General features: G+C 71.3%; 15 protein-coding genes. 8 read left to right on the top strand and 7 right to left on the bottom strand.

The annotated features are described in order from the left end of the window. The first annotated feature begins 1,269 nt into the window (after positions 1-1,269). The gene (locus ACFWY5_RS43055; RefSeq protein WP_379638296.1) at positions 1,270-1,524 is read left to right on the top strand and encodes a hypothetical protein; all 255 of its coding nucleotides are present in this window, start codon (positions 1,270-1,272) and stop codon (positions 1,522-1,524) included. A 75-nt stretch (positions 1,525-1,599) separates the two neighbouring features. Here ACFWY5_RS43055 and ACFWY5_RS43050 read toward each other — a convergent pair whose 3' ends face one another. Next, positions 1,600-2,067: a hypothetical protein gene (locus ACFWY5_RS43050; RefSeq protein WP_379638295.1), complete on the bottom strand. Its 468-nt coding sequence runs from the start codon at positions 2,065-2,067 to the stop codon at positions 1,600-1,602. A 275-nt stretch (positions 2,068-2,342) separates the two neighbouring features. Between ACFWY5_RS43050 and ACFWY5_RS43045 the strand changes: the two genes are divergently transcribed. From ACFWY5_RS43045 to ACFWY5_RS43035, 3 genes are all read left to right on the top strand, one after another. After that, the gene (locus ACFWY5_RS43045) at positions 2,343-4,067 is read left to right on the top strand and encodes an enoyl-CoA hydratase-related protein (protein ID WP_379638294.1); all 1,725 of its coding nucleotides are present in this window, start codon (positions 2,343-2,345) and stop codon (positions 4,065-4,067) included. Positions 4,068-4,083: 16 nt separating this feature from the next. After that, complete coding sequence (locus tag ACFWY5_RS43040; protein WP_379626400.1) at positions 4,084-5,613, top strand: helix-turn-helix domain-containing protein; 1,530 nt, start codon at positions 4,084-4,086, stop codon at positions 5,611-5,613. Between the two features lie 422 nt (positions 5,614-6,035). Next, the gene (locus ACFWY5_RS43035; RefSeq protein WP_379626396.1) at positions 6,036-6,392 is read left to right on the top strand and encodes a 5-carboxymethyl-2-hydroxymuconate Delta-isomerase; all 357 of its coding nucleotides are present in this window, start codon (positions 6,036-6,038) and stop codon (positions 6,390-6,392) included. A gap of 161 nt (positions 6,393-6,553) precedes the next feature. Here ACFWY5_RS43035 and ACFWY5_RS43030 read toward each other — a convergent pair whose 3' ends face one another. Then, the gene (locus ACFWY5_RS43030; RefSeq protein WP_379638293.1) at positions 6,554-7,786 is read right to left on the bottom strand and encodes a macrolide family glycosyltransferase; all 1,233 of its coding nucleotides are present in this window, start codon (positions 7,784-7,786) and stop codon (positions 6,554-6,556) included. 31 nt (positions 7,787-7,817) lie between these two features. Between ACFWY5_RS43030 and ACFWY5_RS43025 the strand changes: the two genes are divergently transcribed. Continuing rightward, a complete protein-coding gene (locus tag ACFWY5_RS43025) occupies positions 7,818-8,864 on the top strand; it encodes a tyrosine-type recombinase/integrase (RefSeq protein ID WP_379638292.1) in 1,047 nt (348 codons plus the stop codon). Between the two features lie 177 nt (positions 8,865-9,041). Here ACFWY5_RS43025 and ACFWY5_RS43020 read toward each other — a convergent pair whose 3' ends face one another. Continuing rightward, complete coding sequence (locus ACFWY5_RS43020) at positions 9,042-9,836, bottom strand: helix-turn-helix domain-containing protein (protein WP_379638291.1); 795 nt, start codon at positions 9,834-9,836, stop codon at positions 9,042-9,044. A 130-nt stretch (positions 9,837-9,966) separates the two neighbouring features. Here ACFWY5_RS43020 and ACFWY5_RS43015 point away from each other — a divergent pair, with 130 nt between their 5' ends. Next, a complete protein-coding gene (locus ACFWY5_RS43015) occupies positions 9,967-10,374 on the top strand; it encodes a hypothetical protein (RefSeq protein WP_379626388.1) in 408 nt (135 codons plus the stop codon). Here ACFWY5_RS43015 and ACFWY5_RS43010 read toward each other — a convergent pair. Both ACFWY5_RS43010 and ACFWY5_RS43005 read right to left on the bottom strand, forming a co-directional pair. After that, positions 10,355-10,639, bottom strand: coding sequence for a DUF6204 family protein (locus ACFWY5_RS43010; protein WP_379638290.1), 285 nt, complete (start codon positions 10,637-10,639; stop codon positions 10,355-10,357). The two genes, ACFWY5_RS43015 and ACFWY5_RS43010, sit on opposite strands and share 20 nt — an antisense overlap. Then, positions 10,627-11,277: a TetR family transcriptional regulator gene (locus ACFWY5_RS43005; protein ID WP_379638289.1), complete on the bottom strand. Its 651-nt coding sequence runs from the start codon at positions 11,275-11,277 to the stop codon at positions 10,627-10,629. The genes ACFWY5_RS43010 and ACFWY5_RS43005 overlap by 13 nt, the downstream gene beginning before the upstream one ends. A 134-nt stretch (positions 11,278-11,411) precedes the next feature. Here ACFWY5_RS43005 and ACFWY5_RS43000 point away from each other — a divergent pair, with 134 nt between their 5' ends. Both ACFWY5_RS43000 and ACFWY5_RS42995 read left to right on the top strand, forming a co-directional pair. Next, the gene (locus ACFWY5_RS43000) at positions 11,412-11,891 is read left to right on the top strand and encodes a PH domain-containing protein (protein WP_379626382.1); all 480 of its coding nucleotides are present in this window, start codon (positions 11,412-11,414) and stop codon (positions 11,889-11,891) included. Beyond that, positions 11,888-13,414, top strand: coding sequence for a PH domain-containing protein (locus ACFWY5_RS42995; RefSeq protein WP_379638288.1), 1,527 nt, complete (start codon positions 11,888-11,890; stop codon positions 13,412-13,414). Before ACFWY5_RS43000 ends, ACFWY5_RS42995 begins: the two co-directional genes overlap by 4 nt. Here ACFWY5_RS42995 and ACFWY5_RS42990 read toward each other — a convergent pair. Beyond that, positions 13,356-14,498, bottom strand: a complete 1,143-nt coding sequence (locus tag ACFWY5_RS42990) for a hypothetical protein (RefSeq protein WP_379638287.1) — start codon at positions 14,496-14,498, stop codon at positions 13,356-13,358. The genes ACFWY5_RS42995 and ACFWY5_RS42990 overlap by 59 nt on opposite strands. 79 nt (positions 14,499-14,577) lie before the next feature. Continuing rightward, positions 14,578-14,961: a MerR family transcriptional regulator gene (locus ACFWY5_RS42985; protein WP_379638286.1), complete on the bottom strand. Its 384-nt coding sequence runs from the start codon at positions 14,959-14,961 to the stop codon at positions 14,578-14,580. Positions 14,962-14,978 lie beyond the last annotated feature (17 nt).

Raw genomic sequence — 14,978 nt, 5'->3', positions numbered from 1 at the left:
CACCCACCGGAGCCGGAGCAGGAGCCACAGGCACCGGCGCACCCGGCGCCGAACCCACCCGAACCGCCCGCACCGCCGGCTCGGCACGCTCCGCGCACCCACCCTGGCAATACCCGTTCGACACGATCAACCGCCCACGCGCCGCCGTATACGACTCACGACCCGACGCCGGCAGCACCCCCTGACACACCTGGCACAACACTTCGTTCCCCATGCGGGTCCCCTTCCGGACGCGTACCAGATATCCAGGGTAAGCGCACCAAAACCATCCAAGGCGGCATTTCAACGACTCGTCAAGATTCCTCGTCAACCCCCGCCACCGGAGCCAGCACCCCAGCAGAAGCGAAAAACCGCACCCGAGCAGGCACCCGACCACAGCGGCCGCGCCTGCAGACGGGTCCAGCAGGCCCGCCAGTGGGGGAGAAGCCACCCACCGGGCACAGGGAGTGAGGCCGCATGCCCGCGCACCGGAGCGGCGCGGGCATGCGGCAGCCGAGTCCGGGGGACCACCCCCCAGCGCCCCCACCGGGCCCGGAGCACACAAAGGACATTTCCGTGAATGTCCGAACAAGGCCATCTTTTACGGCCTTGCCCACCGATGGATCATCATGCCACAAGCCCGCCCCTGTCAATTCCCGACCAACACTTGAGATGGTGCAAATTTCGACAGTTGAACGCATGAATCCCCAGGCCACCCAGGCCATGGCGCGATTATCCGGATTGCGGTCAACCGCTTTAACGCTTCACGGGCAATCACTTTCCGGAAATTCACACAGGAATATGGCAGGCACGCAAAGAAATGAGATGACAGCCGACCGCCACCGGCCACCCGCGGGGGAGCGGGGCCTAACTCTCCTGCCACACCGCATTACCCCGTCGTTCACGATCGGCCGCCGGCACGCACCCGAGGCGACCGACACCATGAGTCACGACCACCCACACGCCGTACCGACCACACAGGCCGGGCACCCGGACGCCAGAACTACCGGCTAGACCGCTCGGGCTCCTTGAGGAGCGGCGGGGCGCGCCGACACGAGGGCGCGGGCAGGAGGGCGCGCCGGGAGGAGGGTCAAGATCACGTTAACTTGACATAATGTACATTATCGAGCAAACGCGGATGATCGCCCCGGCCCGGGAAAACGCCACACAAGCCATCCTGCCGCAACACACCGCACCCACCACGAACCCGCGCCACGCCCAGAACGCGCCCAGGGCAAGTTCGGCGGGCGTTCGTGCATGATCTCGTCCGGCGCGGGCAGCACGCAGGCCATGTCAACAACGGCCCTCATCGCGCTCACCGGCGTCGTGACGGCCGGTGCCATCTGGCTCATCGTGCTGGCCGCCCGGCTCACCCGCCGCCCCCGCAACCGCCCCGCCCCCAGTGCCGACCTGGTCGACCAGGCGCTGGAGATGAAGGCGCTCGGGCAGTTGCAGGAGGCGGTCTTCCTGGTCCGTGGCGAGACCGGCATGAGCCATCGCGCCGCCGCACGCTTCGTCCGCCGCCTCCGAACCACCCGCCGCTAAATCACCACAAAATACGCTATACCGGACAGAAGGTGAATTCTGTCCGGTATAGCTAATGTGCTTGGAAAGCGGCCGTCACGGGGCCTTGTACTCCTGCGCGGGCCCGCAATAGCTGATGCCGACCGGGCTGTTGCTGTAGCGGCACACCTGCACCACGACGCGGTCGATCGAGCGCACGCCCGAGGCATCGGACAGCGTCAGCGCGACCGGGACGGTGGCGTTGTCGGCCTTGACCTGCCCGCTGGCCACCTTGTCCGATCCGTGGTAGGCGCTGAAGCTGGCCCGGCTGTACATGCCGTCGGGCGCGCAGATGGAGAACTCGCGCTCGTCGGACAGGGTTCCCGCCACCTTGACCGTGGGCCTGATGACGGGGCCGGTGACCCATTCCAGGCTTCCCTCGGTGGAACCGCGCTTGCACGAGTCGCCGGAATCGGCCGCGTACGGCACCGTCGCCGCCGCGGTGGCATTGGCGGTGGCCGGCTGGGCGGTGAGCAGGCCTGTGGCGGCGACGGCCGCGAGCAGGAGCGGAACGCGTAGACGCATGACATCGACCTTCCGTGTGGGGGTCAGATCTGGGGCCCATCGTGTCGGAGGGGGCTTTTGATGTGCTTTTCCGCAGGGTGGGGCCACTCCCCTGGCTGCGCCGTACCAGATAGTTGGTGATTTTGCGTGAATTGTCAGCGGGGAGTGCCGGTTCGTGTCAACATCTTGTGGCATGTACGGGTCATTTGGGGCTGCCGAAACCACTGAGGTCTGCCGCCCGGGTGCGGCCATCTGAGGGGTGTCCCCCGCCCGTCCTCTCCCCCGTTGCTGGCGGGGTGTCGTCCTTCATCGCGATCGTCCGGAGGCTGTTTCCGTTGCGCATCCTGCTGCTTTGCTCGTCTTTCAATGGCCTGACCCAGCGTGCGTGGCTGGAGTTGCGGCGTGCCGGTCATGACGTGAGCGTGGAGTTGGCGCTGTCGGAGCAGGTGATGCTCGAGGCGGCGGAGCTGGCGAAGCCGGATTTGATTATTTGTCCGTTTTTGAAGGAGAAGGTGCCGGGGCTGTTGTGGCAGCGGCACCGGGTGGTGATCATTCATCCGGGTCCGCCCGGGGACCGGGGGCCGTCGTCGCTGGATTGGGCGATCGCGGACGCGGAGCCGGAGTGGGGGGTGACGGCGTTGCAGGCGGTGGAGGAGATGGACGCGGGGCCGATCTGGGGGTATCGGATGTTCCCGCTGCCGGTGGAGGCGCCGCGTAAGTCGGCTTTGTATAACGGGCCGGTGGCGGATGCGGCGGTGGAGCTGGTGCTGGAGGTGGCGCAGAAGGCGGGTGACGCGGGGTTCGTGCCGGTGCCGCTGGATTATGGGCGGCCTGAGGTGGTGGGGCGGTTGCGTCCGGCGATGCGGCATGCGGATCGGGTGGTGTCGTGGTCGGATCCTACGGAGGCGATCGTGCGGCGGGTGCGGGCGGCCGATGGGGCGCCGGGTGGCCGGGCGGAGTTGTGCGGGCTGGCGGTGCGGGTGTTCGACGTGTATCGGGGTCCGGCGCTGGTGGGGCGGCCGGGTGCGGTGGCGGCGCGGCGTGAGGGGGCGGTGCTGGTGCATACGGGTGATGGGACGGTGTGGGTGGGTCATCTGCGGCTGGATCGCGGGGATGGGGTGAAGTTGCCGGCGGTGATGGTTTTGGGTGATCGGGTGGGTCATCTGGAGGAGCGTGCGGGTTATACGGAGATCACGTATGAGCGCAGTGCGGGTGTGGGGGTGGTGAGTTTCGACTTCTACAACGGGGCGATGTCGACTGATCAGTGCCGGAGGCTGGCGGCGGCGTTGCGGTATGCGGGTGAGCAGGACACGCGGGTGCTGGTGGTGCGGGGTGGGGAGACGTTTTCGAATGGCATTCATCTGAATGTGATCGAGGCGGCGGCGCATCCGGAGCTGGAGGCGTGGATGAACATCAATGCGATCAACGCGGTGTGCCGGGAGATCATCGAGTGTCGTGGTCAGGTGGTGGTGGCGTCGGTGGGGGGTAGTGCGGGCGCGGGTGGGGTGATGATGGCGCTGGGTGCGGATCGGGTGCTGGTGCGGGAGGGGGTGGTGCTGAATCCGCATTATCGGACGATGGGGTTGTTCGGCAGTGAGTTTTGGACGTATGTGCTGGCGCGGCGGGTGGGTGCGGTCGCGGCGGAGCGGTTGACGGAGGGGGCGTTGCCGGTGGGGGCGGCTGAGGCGGTGGAGCTGGGGCTGGCTGATCATGTGCTGGGCGGGGGGCGGCTGGAGTTCGAGCGGTCGGTGCTGGAGTTCGCGGAGCGGCTGGCGTCGGGGGTGGAGTGGGAGGCGTTGGTGGCGGCGAAGGTGGCGGCTCGGGCCGAGGATGAGCGGCGTAAGCCGTTGGATGCGTATCGGGTGGAGGAACTGGCGGAGATGAGCCGGGACATGTTCGATGACCGGCGGGGGTTTCGGGCGGCGCGGTCGGCGTTTGTGCGGAAGGTGCGGGCGGAGGTGACGCCGGGGTATTTGGCGGTGCATCGGGATGGGTGGGGGGCGGCGGCATCTCATATGTGAGATAGGTTGTGGCGCTATGGCGGATGACTATCTTGCGCGGATCGGGCGGTTGATTCGGGATGCGCGTCAGCATCGTGGTTGGACGCAGCTGCAGTTGGCGGATGCGTTGGCGACGAGTCAGAGTGCGGTGAACCGGATTGAGCGGGGTAATCAGAACATCAGTCTTGAGATGATCGCTCGGATTGGTGAGGCGCTGGACAGTGAGATCGTGTCGCTGGGGTATGCGGGGCCGATGCATTTGCGGGTGGTCGGTGGGCGGCGGTTGTCGGGCAGCATCGATGTGAAGACGTCGAAGAACGCGTGTGTGGCGTTGTTGTGTGCGTCGTTGCTGAACGCGGGGCGGACGATTTTGCGGAAGGTGGCGCGGATCGAGGAGGTCTACCGGATTTTGGAGGTGCTGGCGTCGATCGGGGTGCGGGCGCGGTGGATCAATGAGGGTAGTGATCTGGAGATCGTGCCGCCTGGCCGGTTGGAGCTGGAGGCGATGGATACGGAGGCGGCGCGCCGTACCCGGAGTGTGATCATGTTTTTGGGGCCGTTGATGCATCGGACGGAGCGGTTCCAGATTCCGTATGCGGGTGGGTGTGATCTGGGGACGCGGACGGTGCAGCCGCACATGTCGGCGTTGCGGCATTTCGGGTTGGACATCACGGCGACGGGCGGGGTTTATCACGCGCAGGTGGATGGTGGGGTGTCGCCGAAGCGGGCGATCGTGCTGACCGAGCGTGGGGACACGGTGACGGAGAACGCGCTGATGGCGGCGGCGCGGCATGACGGGGTGACGGTGATCCGTAACGCGTCGTCGAATTACATGGTGCAGGACCTGTGCTTCTTCTTGGAGGAGCTGGGGGTGAAGGTCGAGGGTGTGGGGACGACGACGTTGACGGTGCATGGGGTGCCGGTCATCGATCGGGATGTGGACTACTCCCCCAGTGAGGATCCGGTGGAGGCGATGAGTTTGCTGGCGGCGGCGGTGGTGACGTCGTCGGAGCTGACGATTCGGCGGGTTCCGGTGGAGTTTTTGGAGATCGAGCTGGCGGTGCTGGAGGAGATGGGTCTCGATCATGATCGGGGCGGGGAGTATGCGGCGGCGAACGGGCGTACGCGGCTGGTGGATTTGACGGTGCGGCCGTCGAAGCTGGTCTCCCCCATCGACAAGATTCATCCGATGCCGTTTCCGGGGCTGAACATCGACAATGTGCCGTTTTTTGCGGCTATTGCGGCGGTGGCGCAGGGGTCGACGCTCATTCATGACTGGGTGTATGACAATCGGGCGATCTATCTGACGGAGCTGACGCGGCTGGGGGCGTCGGTGAAGTTGCTGGATCCGCATCGGGTGCTGGTGGAGGGGCCGACGCGGTGGCGGGGGTCGGAGATGATGTGCCCGCCGGCGCTGCGTCCCGCGGTGGTGGTGCTGCTGGCGATGCTGGCGGCCGAGGGCACGTCGGTGCTGCGGAACGTGTATGTGATCAACCGGGGGTATGAGGAGCTGGCGGAGCGGCTGAACGCGGTGGGCGCGCAGATCGAGACGTTCCGCGATATCTGAGGGTACGGCCGGGCGCGCCGTCAGCCCGCGGGGGCGGCGGTCCTGGCGGCCGGGCAGGTGCGGGGTCGGGCGGGGTCCGCAGGAGCACCAGGTGGTGGTACAGCGGGGCGGTGGCGGCGATGAGCAGCGGCCGGGCGCCGGTGCCCGCAGTTCGCCGATCTCGCCCCGGCGCCGGTAGGCGGTCGCGCGGTGCACGCCGGCGCGGGCGGCGACGGCGTCCATGGTGAGCCCGTCGCAGCCGTGACCGGCTTGTTGCGCTGGCCTGGTGGGATTGGCCGTTGCCGCATCTGACCGGGCATCTGCGCGCGGTCATGTCCGGCAGCCTCGACGATCTGGAGAACGCGGCTCCCCCGTCTGGGTCCTGAGGCGGCTGGCGCCTGGGTTAGCCTGCGGGCGTATCCGGGCGAAAGGGAGTGAGCGGGGTGCCGCAGGTCACCGTGGAGTATTCGGCCGTGTTGCGGGAGGCGTTTGACCGGCGCGCTTTCGCGCTGGCGTTGCATGAGGAGGGCGCGGCGGTCGTCGGGGGGCGGGTGGAGGCGTTCAAGTCGCGTTTCTACCGGATCGACGACGGGGTCATCGCCGACGGGGACGCGCGGGAGGCGATGGTGCACGCCCAGGTGGCGATCTTGCCGGGGCGGGCGGAGGAGGTGCGGCGGCGGCTGGGCCAGGTGGCGGTGGAGGTGCTGAGCCGGTGTGTGCGGCCGGTGGCGGGGGTGCGGGTGCAGCTGACGGTGGAGGTGCGGGAGCTGGAGGTCTACCGGAAGGTGGTCCTGGAGTAGGCCTTTCCTCGGTGGTGGTCGCGCTGTGGCTCGCCTCGGTTCGCGGGCCTGGCCTCGGGTTGTGGGCCTGGCCTCGGGGGGCGGGTCTGGTGGTGTGGGCGGGGCCGTACCTCTGGATGGGGGTACGGCCCCGCCGCGGCGTCAGCGGCCCCGGCGCGGTGTCAGAGGGCGGCTTCGATGAGGTCGGCGGCGTGGCGGGCGCCGCCCTCGACGGTGAGTTCGTGGCGGACGGCGGTCAGGCGGGCGGCGACCTGCGGGTCGGTGGTGAGCTCGTGCAGCGCGCCGCGCAGGAGGTCGGGGGTGGCGGCGCCGGTGTCGATGCGGCGGGCCACGCCGAGCGCGACGAGGTGGTCGGCGTTGGCGAACTGGTCGACGCCCTGCGGGACGGCGATCATGGGGACGCCGCAGGCCAGGCCTTCGGCGGCGCCGCCCATGCCGGCGTGGGTGAGGAAGGCGGCGGCGTGGCGCAAGATGGCCAGTTGTTCGACCCAGGGGTGGATCTCGACGTTGGCGGGGACGGGGCCGAGGTCGGCGGCCTGCAGGCGGCGGCCGATCTGCATGATGACGTGCCAGCCGGGCAGGTCGCCGAAGGCGCGCAGGCAGGTGCGGTAGAAGGCGGGCTGGTCGGTGAAGGCGGAGCCGAGGGAGATGAGCAGGATCTTGCCGGCGCCGGGGGGCGGGTTCCAGGTGCCGCGTTCGCCCAGGCAGGGGCCGATGAAGGTGTAGACGCCGGGGTCGACGCGCTCGGCGTGGGGTTGCAGGGCGCGCGGGATGAGGACGAGGCAGCGGGGCGGGCGGCCGACGAAGTCGGCGTGCGGGGTGGTGATGCCCTCTTCGCGCAGCCATTGTTCGGCGCGGCGGTGGTAGTCGGCGCCTTCGGGGGTGGCGTACAGCTGTTCGATCATGGGGGCCATGTCGGTTTCGTAGCCGTCCCAGGCGACGTAGGTGGGTGAGAGCTGGATGGCGGGGATGTTCCACTGTTCGGCCAGGACGCGGGCGGGGGCGGCGCCGATGTCGTAGAGGAACAGGTCGGGGCGGCGGCCGGTGTAGGCGGCGCGTAGCTGCGAGGTCATGGAGATGTTGTCGCGCAGGAACAGGTCGAGCTGGGCGATGGTGTCATCGGGCCAGGCCGTGCCTTGGGGCAGCAGCGAGGTGTAGGGGACGTGGGTGGCGCCGGCGGCTTGGACGATGTCGCGGTAGGAGGGGGCGTTGGCGTAGGTGACGTGGTGGCCGCGGGCGGCGAGTTCGCGGATGACCTCCAGGCTCGGGTTGACGTGGCCGGGTGCCGGGATGCTGACCATGGCGATGTGCGGCAAGGTGGTGTTCCCCCGTGGGTTGAGAGCTGATCGATTTTGTCGGTGCCGGTCGCTACCGTCGGCTGTGGATCTTTCCATGGTGGCGTGGTCCAGAGGTGGAGGTGGGCGGGTGCGGCCGGCGGAGCTCAACCGGTTGACGGTGGCGGAGGCGGTGGACCGCTATGTGGAGCTGGTGCGGGCCAAGACGGTGACGGGGGCGCTGTCGCCGGCCACGGCGGAGGTCTACGCGCGCGACGTGGCGACGCTGGTGGCGCTGGCGGGGGACGGCGCGGTGCTCGACGATCTGAGCGGCGAGGACGTCGACGCGGTACTGCTGGCGTTCGCGCGCAAGCCGGACGGGCGGCGCTCACCGCAGGGCGGGCAGGCGGTGCGGGCGGCGCCGGGCACGTCGTTGCAGAGCGCCTCGTCGCAGGCGCGCTTTCGCCGGTCGATCTCGGCGTTGTTCAAGCATGCGACGCTGGCCGGGTGGGTGCAGATCAATCCGATGGCGGCGGTGACGGTCAGCGCGCGGGAGCGGGGCGGGCTGCGGGCCGAGCGGCGGGCGCTGACGCGGGAGCAGGCGCAGGGGCTGATCGGGGCGGCGCGGGAGCTGGGCGGGCAGGAGGGTGAGGGGCGCCGCGATGAGCGGATGCCGCTGCGCGATGGGCTGATCGTGTTGTTGCTGGCGGCGGTGGGGCCGCGGGTGTCGGAGCTGGTGCGCGCCAATGTGGAGGATTTCTACACCAATGACGGGGTGCGCTACTGGCGGATCTTCGGCAAGGGCGGGCGTACGCGGGATGTGCCGTTGCCGGAGGGTGTGGCGGCGGCGCTGGAGGCGTATCTGCTGGGTGAGCGGGGGGCGGGGCCGCCGGAGGAGAAGGCGTTGCTGTTGTCGTGGCGGGGGCGGCGGCTGGCGCGCGGTGACGTGCAGGCGGTGATCGACCGGGTGCAGGCGCGGGTGGATCCGGAGCGGCGCCGGTCGGTGACGCCGCATGGGCTGCGGCACACGACGGCCACGCATCTGCTGGCTGACGCGGTCGACATGGACGCGGTGCGGCGGGTGCTGGGTCACAGTGATCTGTCGACGCTGGGTCGTTACCGCGATGAGCTGCCGGGTGAGCTGGAGGTGGCCATGCGGGCCCATCCGCTGCTGCGCTCCCCCAAGTCCGCGGGCTAAAAGGGGTGAGGTGGGCCGGTTTCGGCCCGCGGCCCCAGGTCATCGCGCTGCTCCCCCGGCGCGCAGGGGTGTCGATCGCTTGGCGGCCGTCCGGGCGCCCGGACGGGGTGGCAGGCCGTCGGCGAAGCCTCATGGCCGTCGGCCGGGAGCCGGTGGTCCTGACCGGAAGGCCGTGTCTCAGGGTGGGGCGGCCAGGTGGCGCAGGGCGGCGGCGGTGGCGTCGTCGAGGGGGTAGAACAGTTCGATCGCCAGCTCCGACAGCGTCACGTCCGCCGGTGAGCCGAAGGTGGCCATGGTGCTGAACATCGACAACTCCCCCAGCGGCGTGCGTACCCGCAGCGGCACCTGGATGGGCCCGGCCGGCAACTCCTCGGCGTCGTCGTCGTGGTGGCCTTCGGGGGGCGGGTAGCGGCTGACCTCCTCATACAGCTCCCGCAGCGCGGCGTCGCCGGTGTCGGCCTGACGGCGTAGCCGCCGCAGGAACAACGCCCGCACCTGGCCGTAGTTGACCAGGCGCCCGGCCAGGCCGCGCGGGTGCAGGGTCAGCCGGAACACGTTCGGCGTCCCGGCCGCCAGGGCGGGGTCGAGGCCGTCCATGAGCACGGCCATGGCGGTGTTGCCGGCCACGACGTTCCACAGCCGGTCGACGACCACCGCCGGGTACGGCTCGTGCGCGCTCAGCATCGTCTGCAGCGCGGCGCTGATGGCGGCCATGCCCTCCTCGTCCAGGCGGCTCTCGCGGTAGGCGGGCGCGTATCCGGCGGCCAGCAGCAGCGTGTTGCGTTCGCGCAGCGGCACCTCCAGCGCTTCGGCCAGGCGCAGCACCATGGCGCGGCTGGGGCGTGAGCGGCCGGTCTCGACGTAGGACAGGTGGCGGGCGGAGGTTTCGGCCAGCAGCGACAGTTCCAGCTGGCTGACCTTGCGCCGGCGCCGCCACTGGCGTAGCAGGGCTCCGGCGTGCGTGTCGTTCATGCTGGGGAGGATAGCCAGCGCCCGGACATGACCTGGGAGGTTATTGAGGTCATGACGTGCCGGCTGGCAGCCTCGGGGGCGGCGGGGTCCCGGCGTGCGGGGCCTCTCGGGGATGCGGAGGAGCGGCGTGATGGATGGGCGAGGTCAGGATCTGCTGCGCACCGTGCTGCGGGTCGACGGGTGGAGCACGGCGGTGTTCGGGCTTGTCGTGCTGGCGCTGGCGGGGCCGCTCAGCGGGCCGCTGGGGTTGCCGGTGGCGTGGGCGGTGCCGTTCGGGGTGGCGATGCTGGGCGGGGCGGCCGCGCTCGGGCTGATCGCCGGCTATCCGCGCATCCCCGCCCGGCTGGCGGGGATGGCGGTGGCCGGCAACGCGGTCTCGGCGGTGGCGATGCTCGCCCTGGTGGTTTCGCCGCTGCTGGAGCTGACCGCGCTGGGGGTGGCGTTCGTGCTGGTGGGCGCGGTCGTGGTGGCCGTTTACGCGGTGCTGGAGTACGCGGGGCTGCGCCGGGCCCGCCCGCTCACCGGCGGCGGATCTTGACCTGGCGCAGGTCGGTCACGGCGAGGTTCAGCACCCGGTGCGGCAGGCCGTGCGCGGCCAGCGCCGCCAGGGCCGCCTGCCCGGCTTCGGCCTCGCCGTCGGCGGGTCCGGCGGGCACCTGGCAGCGGAAGGTGAAGGCGGCCATGGTGGCGTCGTGGGTGAAGGTTCCCGCCGGGGTGTAGGCGGGCCCGGCCGCGGCCTCGACCGCCGCCTTGGCCTGCTCGTCGAGGGGGCCGAAGCTGCCTCGCACGGTCACGCGGAACATGAGGGTTCGTCCTTTCGTACGGCGTAGCCGAGCAGCGGCCGCCCGAGCGCGGACTCGGCCGCGTCCAGGAGGGCGAGCACGGCGTCGGCGATCTGGCCGGGCGGCTGGCCGGCGGCCACGCGGGCGCCGATCTCGGTGTAGACCAGCGCGTGCACCGCCCCGAGCTGCCAGGCGACGACTTGCGCGGCGGGCCGGTCGCCGGGGTGTTCGTCCGCCAGCCGGGCGGCCAGTTGTTCGTTCATCTGGCGGCCCAGCTCCTCCAGGCGGGCGGTGAGGGTGGGGGCGGCGCGCATCATGAGGAAGACCGGGGCGAACCCCTCGCTCAGGCCCAGGTTCCGGTCGCGGCGCCGTACCTCATCACGCAGATGGTCGAGCACGGCGCGGGCGGCGCTCACCCCGGGCGGGCGGGCGGCCACGATCGCGGCCAGCCGGCCCGGCGAGGCCTGTTCCGGCGGCAGGACGAGGTCCTCCTTGGCCGGGAAGTAGTTGTAGACGGTGTTGACCGCCACCTCGGCGGCCGCGGCGACCTCGGCGACGGTGACCGCGTCGAAGCCGCGCTCGACGAACAGCGCCATGGCCACCTGCGACAGGTGGCGGCGGGTGCGCCGCTTCTTGCGTTCGCGCAGGCCTTCCCTCACGGACAGAAATCCAACCACACTCTCTTTTTGCCATGCACTCCAATATTTTTCCGCCGGGGTGTATCTACCTCCACCCCGGGTGGTGCGTTCAGCCGGATTCCGCCCGTCCGTCCGCCCTGCCTACCGTGGCCGGCATGGACACTCTGCGACCGCCCAGCCGAAGCCCCGACGAGCGCGCGCACGGCTGGTGGCTGGCGCAGGCCGTGGTGAGCGTGCTGCCGCCGGTCCTGCTGCTGGTGCTGCTCGCGCTGCTGATCACGCCGGCCCGGCGGTGGCTGCTGCTGGCGGCCGCCATCGTGGCCGTCCCCGGCTTGTTCTACCTCCTGGTGATGCCGCCCTGGCGGATGCGGGTGCACCGGTGGGAGGTGACGCAGGAGGCGGTGTTCACGCGGGCCGGATGGGTGCGCCAGCAGTGGCGGATCGCGCCGATGGAACGCATCCAGACGGTGGACACGCTGCGCGGGCCGCTGCAGCAGCTGTTCGGGCTGTCGAGCGTGGTGGTGACCACCGCCTCGGCGGCCGGGGCGCTGACGATCGACGGCCTCGACCATGAGGACGCGCGGCTGCTGGCCGAGGATCTGGCCGAGCGCGCCCGCGGCGGCGACGCCGCATGAACGCCCACGCCGATCCGCCCTGGCGGCGGCTGGACGCGCGGATCATCTGGGTGGCGGCCGCCTACTGCACCGGCGTGATGGTGGCCGCGCTGGCGGTGCTGTGGTGGCGCGATGCCCCCTGGTGGCTGAGCGCCCCGGCCCCGCTGGTGCTGACCGGGATCGGCTACGAGGCGCTGCTGTGGGCCAAGACCCGCTACCGGCTGACCGACGAGCACATCGAGATGCGCACCGGCGTCCTGCTGCGCCGCCACCGCGCCATCCCGCGCGCCCGCGTGCGCAGCGTCGAACTGAGCGCCAACCCGCTGCACCGCGTGTTCTCCCTGGCGGTGGTCAAGGTCGAGACCGGCCACCGTACCTCCTCCGACCAGCAGGCGGCCCTGACCCTCAACGCCCTGCCCCGCGGCCAGGCCCAGGCGCTGCGCGCGGCCCTCGTCCGCCGCGACGGCGCCGGCCACGAACAGGTGATCGCGCTCGGACAGCGCCGCTGGCTACGCCTCGCGCCGCTGACCATCGCCACCCCGGCGCTCGGCCTCGGCGCGCTCGGCGCCACCTACCAGGGCCTGGACATGCTCGGCTACGACCCCGACACCGTCCTGATCCCCCGCCTCATCGACTGGCTCGGCGCCCGCCCCGACCTACCGGCCCTCGCCTGCCTCACCGCCCTGGGACTCCTGCTGATCGGCATCGCCGCCACCCTCGCCCTGGCCACCGAGACGTGGTGGAACTTCCGCCTGGTCCGCGAGAGCGACGGCGGCCTGCGCGCCACCCGCGGCCTGTTCGTCACCCGCTCGGCCACCCTGCAGGAAGACCGCCTGCAGGGCGTCGAGATCGCCGAACCGCTGCTGCTGCGCACCGCCGGAGCCGCCTGCACCTACGCCGTCATCACCGGCTCCGGCAGCGCCGAAGAGGAGATGCGCGCCTTCAACGCCGCCGCCCTGCTCCCACCCGCCCCCATCGCCCACGCCCACCGCGTGGCCGCCGGCGTCCTGCGCGAACCCGGCAATCCCGCCCGCACCGTCCGCCTCCTGCCGCACCCGAGACTCGCGCTGGCGCGGCGGGTGCGCTGGGCGCTGCTGGCCGCCGCCGCGCTGGGCGCCCTCCTGGCCGCGCTCGGCGCCTGGCTGTGGCCGCCGCTGCTCACCCTCGCCTGGATCACCGCGCTCGCCGCCGGCGTGAGCGGGCTGCTCCTGGCCCGCGACGCCTACCGCAACCTCGGCCACGGCCTGACCGGCCGCTACCTGGTCACCCGCCACGGCACCCTCAAACGCCGCACGATCGCGCTGCGCCGCGGCGGGGTGATCGGCTGGACGTTCACCCAATGGGCCTGGCACCGCCGCTCCACCCTGTGCCGCCTCAGCGCCACCACACCGGGCGGGCGCGGCGTCTACCACGTCAAGGACGTGTTCATGGGCGAGAGCGTGCGCTTCGCCGAACAGGCGCTGCCCGGCCTGCTGACCCCCTTCCTCACCGGCCCGCCCGCCACGCGGCCTTCAGCACCCGCTCTGCCACCTGCGGCGGGGTGAGACCGTCGGTGTCCACGTGCACGTCCCCCACACCCGCCCGCCGCAGCTCCCGCGCCTGGCGTGCGGCCCGCCCCGCCAGCAACCGCACGTCTTGCGGGGTACGGCCGGCCAGATCGTCACCCGGGATCGCCGGTCCCTGGCCCAGGGCGCGCAGGCGCAGGCGTCCGGCCAGGGTGGCGGGCCCGGCGTCCAGGCGGCAGACGGTCACCTCGGCATCCGGCAACGCCCCGGCGTAGCGGGCCAGGGTGGCGCGGTCGTCGGCGGGGCCCGCGACGACCAGGCACGTGGCCCCGGCGGCGCGGTGAACCGCCCACATAGCGGCGAGCGTCTTCACCACGATGGCGGGGTCGCCGCCCGGGGCGGGGCCCAGGAAGCCGATCTGGCGCAGGTCGAGGTAGGCGGCCCGGACACCGGTGGCGAGCACCCGGCGGTAGGCCTCGTAGCCGGCGCTGGAGACTCCGGCCCCGCGCGCCCCGCACAACCACAGCACCTGCGCCCGCTCTTGCGGGCCGCCGCCGCTCGTGCCAGTAGCAGGCTCAGGACCCGTGGCAGGCTCAGGGCCCGGGACATGCCTGTCCGGGCCCGCTGTGCGGCCTTCGGTGGCCAGGCGCAGCACATGCCCGGCCACCTCGGCGACGGTCAGGCCGTCGGTGTCGACCACCAGGCCGCCCACGCCGGAGGTCTCCAGCCTGCGCGCCTCGGCCACCGTGTCCTCCACCAGCTCGCTCAGCCACCCCCGCCCCAGGAAGCGGCGGCGCAGCTCCTCCTCGCCCGCGCGCAGCCGTACCCGCACCACGCCCGGCGGCAGGGCCGGGCCGTAGGGGCGCACGTCATCGGCGGTGTCGACATAGCCCGACACCACCAGCCACCGCGCACCCGCCGCCGCGAAGAGCGGCCACAGGGCCGCCAGCGCGCGTGCCCGCGCGTGGTGGGTGCCGTCGGGCGGCGGAGGGTGGATCAGGCTGATCTGGTCGGTGTCCAGGTAGGCCGCCCGCGCCCCGTCACGGCCCAGCCGGGCGAACATCTCGAACCCGGCCGCCGACTTACCCACTCCCGACGGCCCGCACAGCCACACCACGCGCATCCGGCCGACCGTAGCGAGACGGACCGGACGCCTTCCACCGGTTTTCCCGCCGCCGCGCGCCGTACCACGGCAAGGGGGGTCAGCCGCGGACGGAGGACAGGTAGCGCAGGAGGGCGTCGCGGTTGCGGGCCAGGCAGTCGATGCGGGCGGTGATGCGGTCGGCCTCGGCCTGCAGGAGGCCGGCCAGTTCCGGGGTGAGGCACTGGGGGTGCAGGTGGATGTCGCCGGTGTCCAGGAACGGCAGGATACGGCGGATGATCTCCGTGGTGAGGCCGGAGTCGAGCAGGCCGCGGATCTGCTGCACCCGGTAGATCGCCGTCGCGCCGTAGAGACGGTAGCCGTTGCCGGCCCGTTCGGGTTCCAGCAGGCCTTGTTCCTCGTAGTAGCGCAGCATCCGGGCCGGCACCCCGGTGCGCCGCGACAGCTCGCCGATCCGCATGCCCGCCCCCACATTTGCCTTCACACTGATGTGAAGGTTTC

It is taken from the genome of Nonomuraea sp. NPDC059007, assembly GCF_042740555.1.
GTDB lineage: Bacteria > Actinomycetota > Actinomycetes > Streptosporangiales > Streptosporangiaceae > Nonomuraea.
The sequence above is the reverse complement of the archived record's forward strand: the minus strand, read 5'-3'. Positions and strand labels throughout refer to the sequence as shown.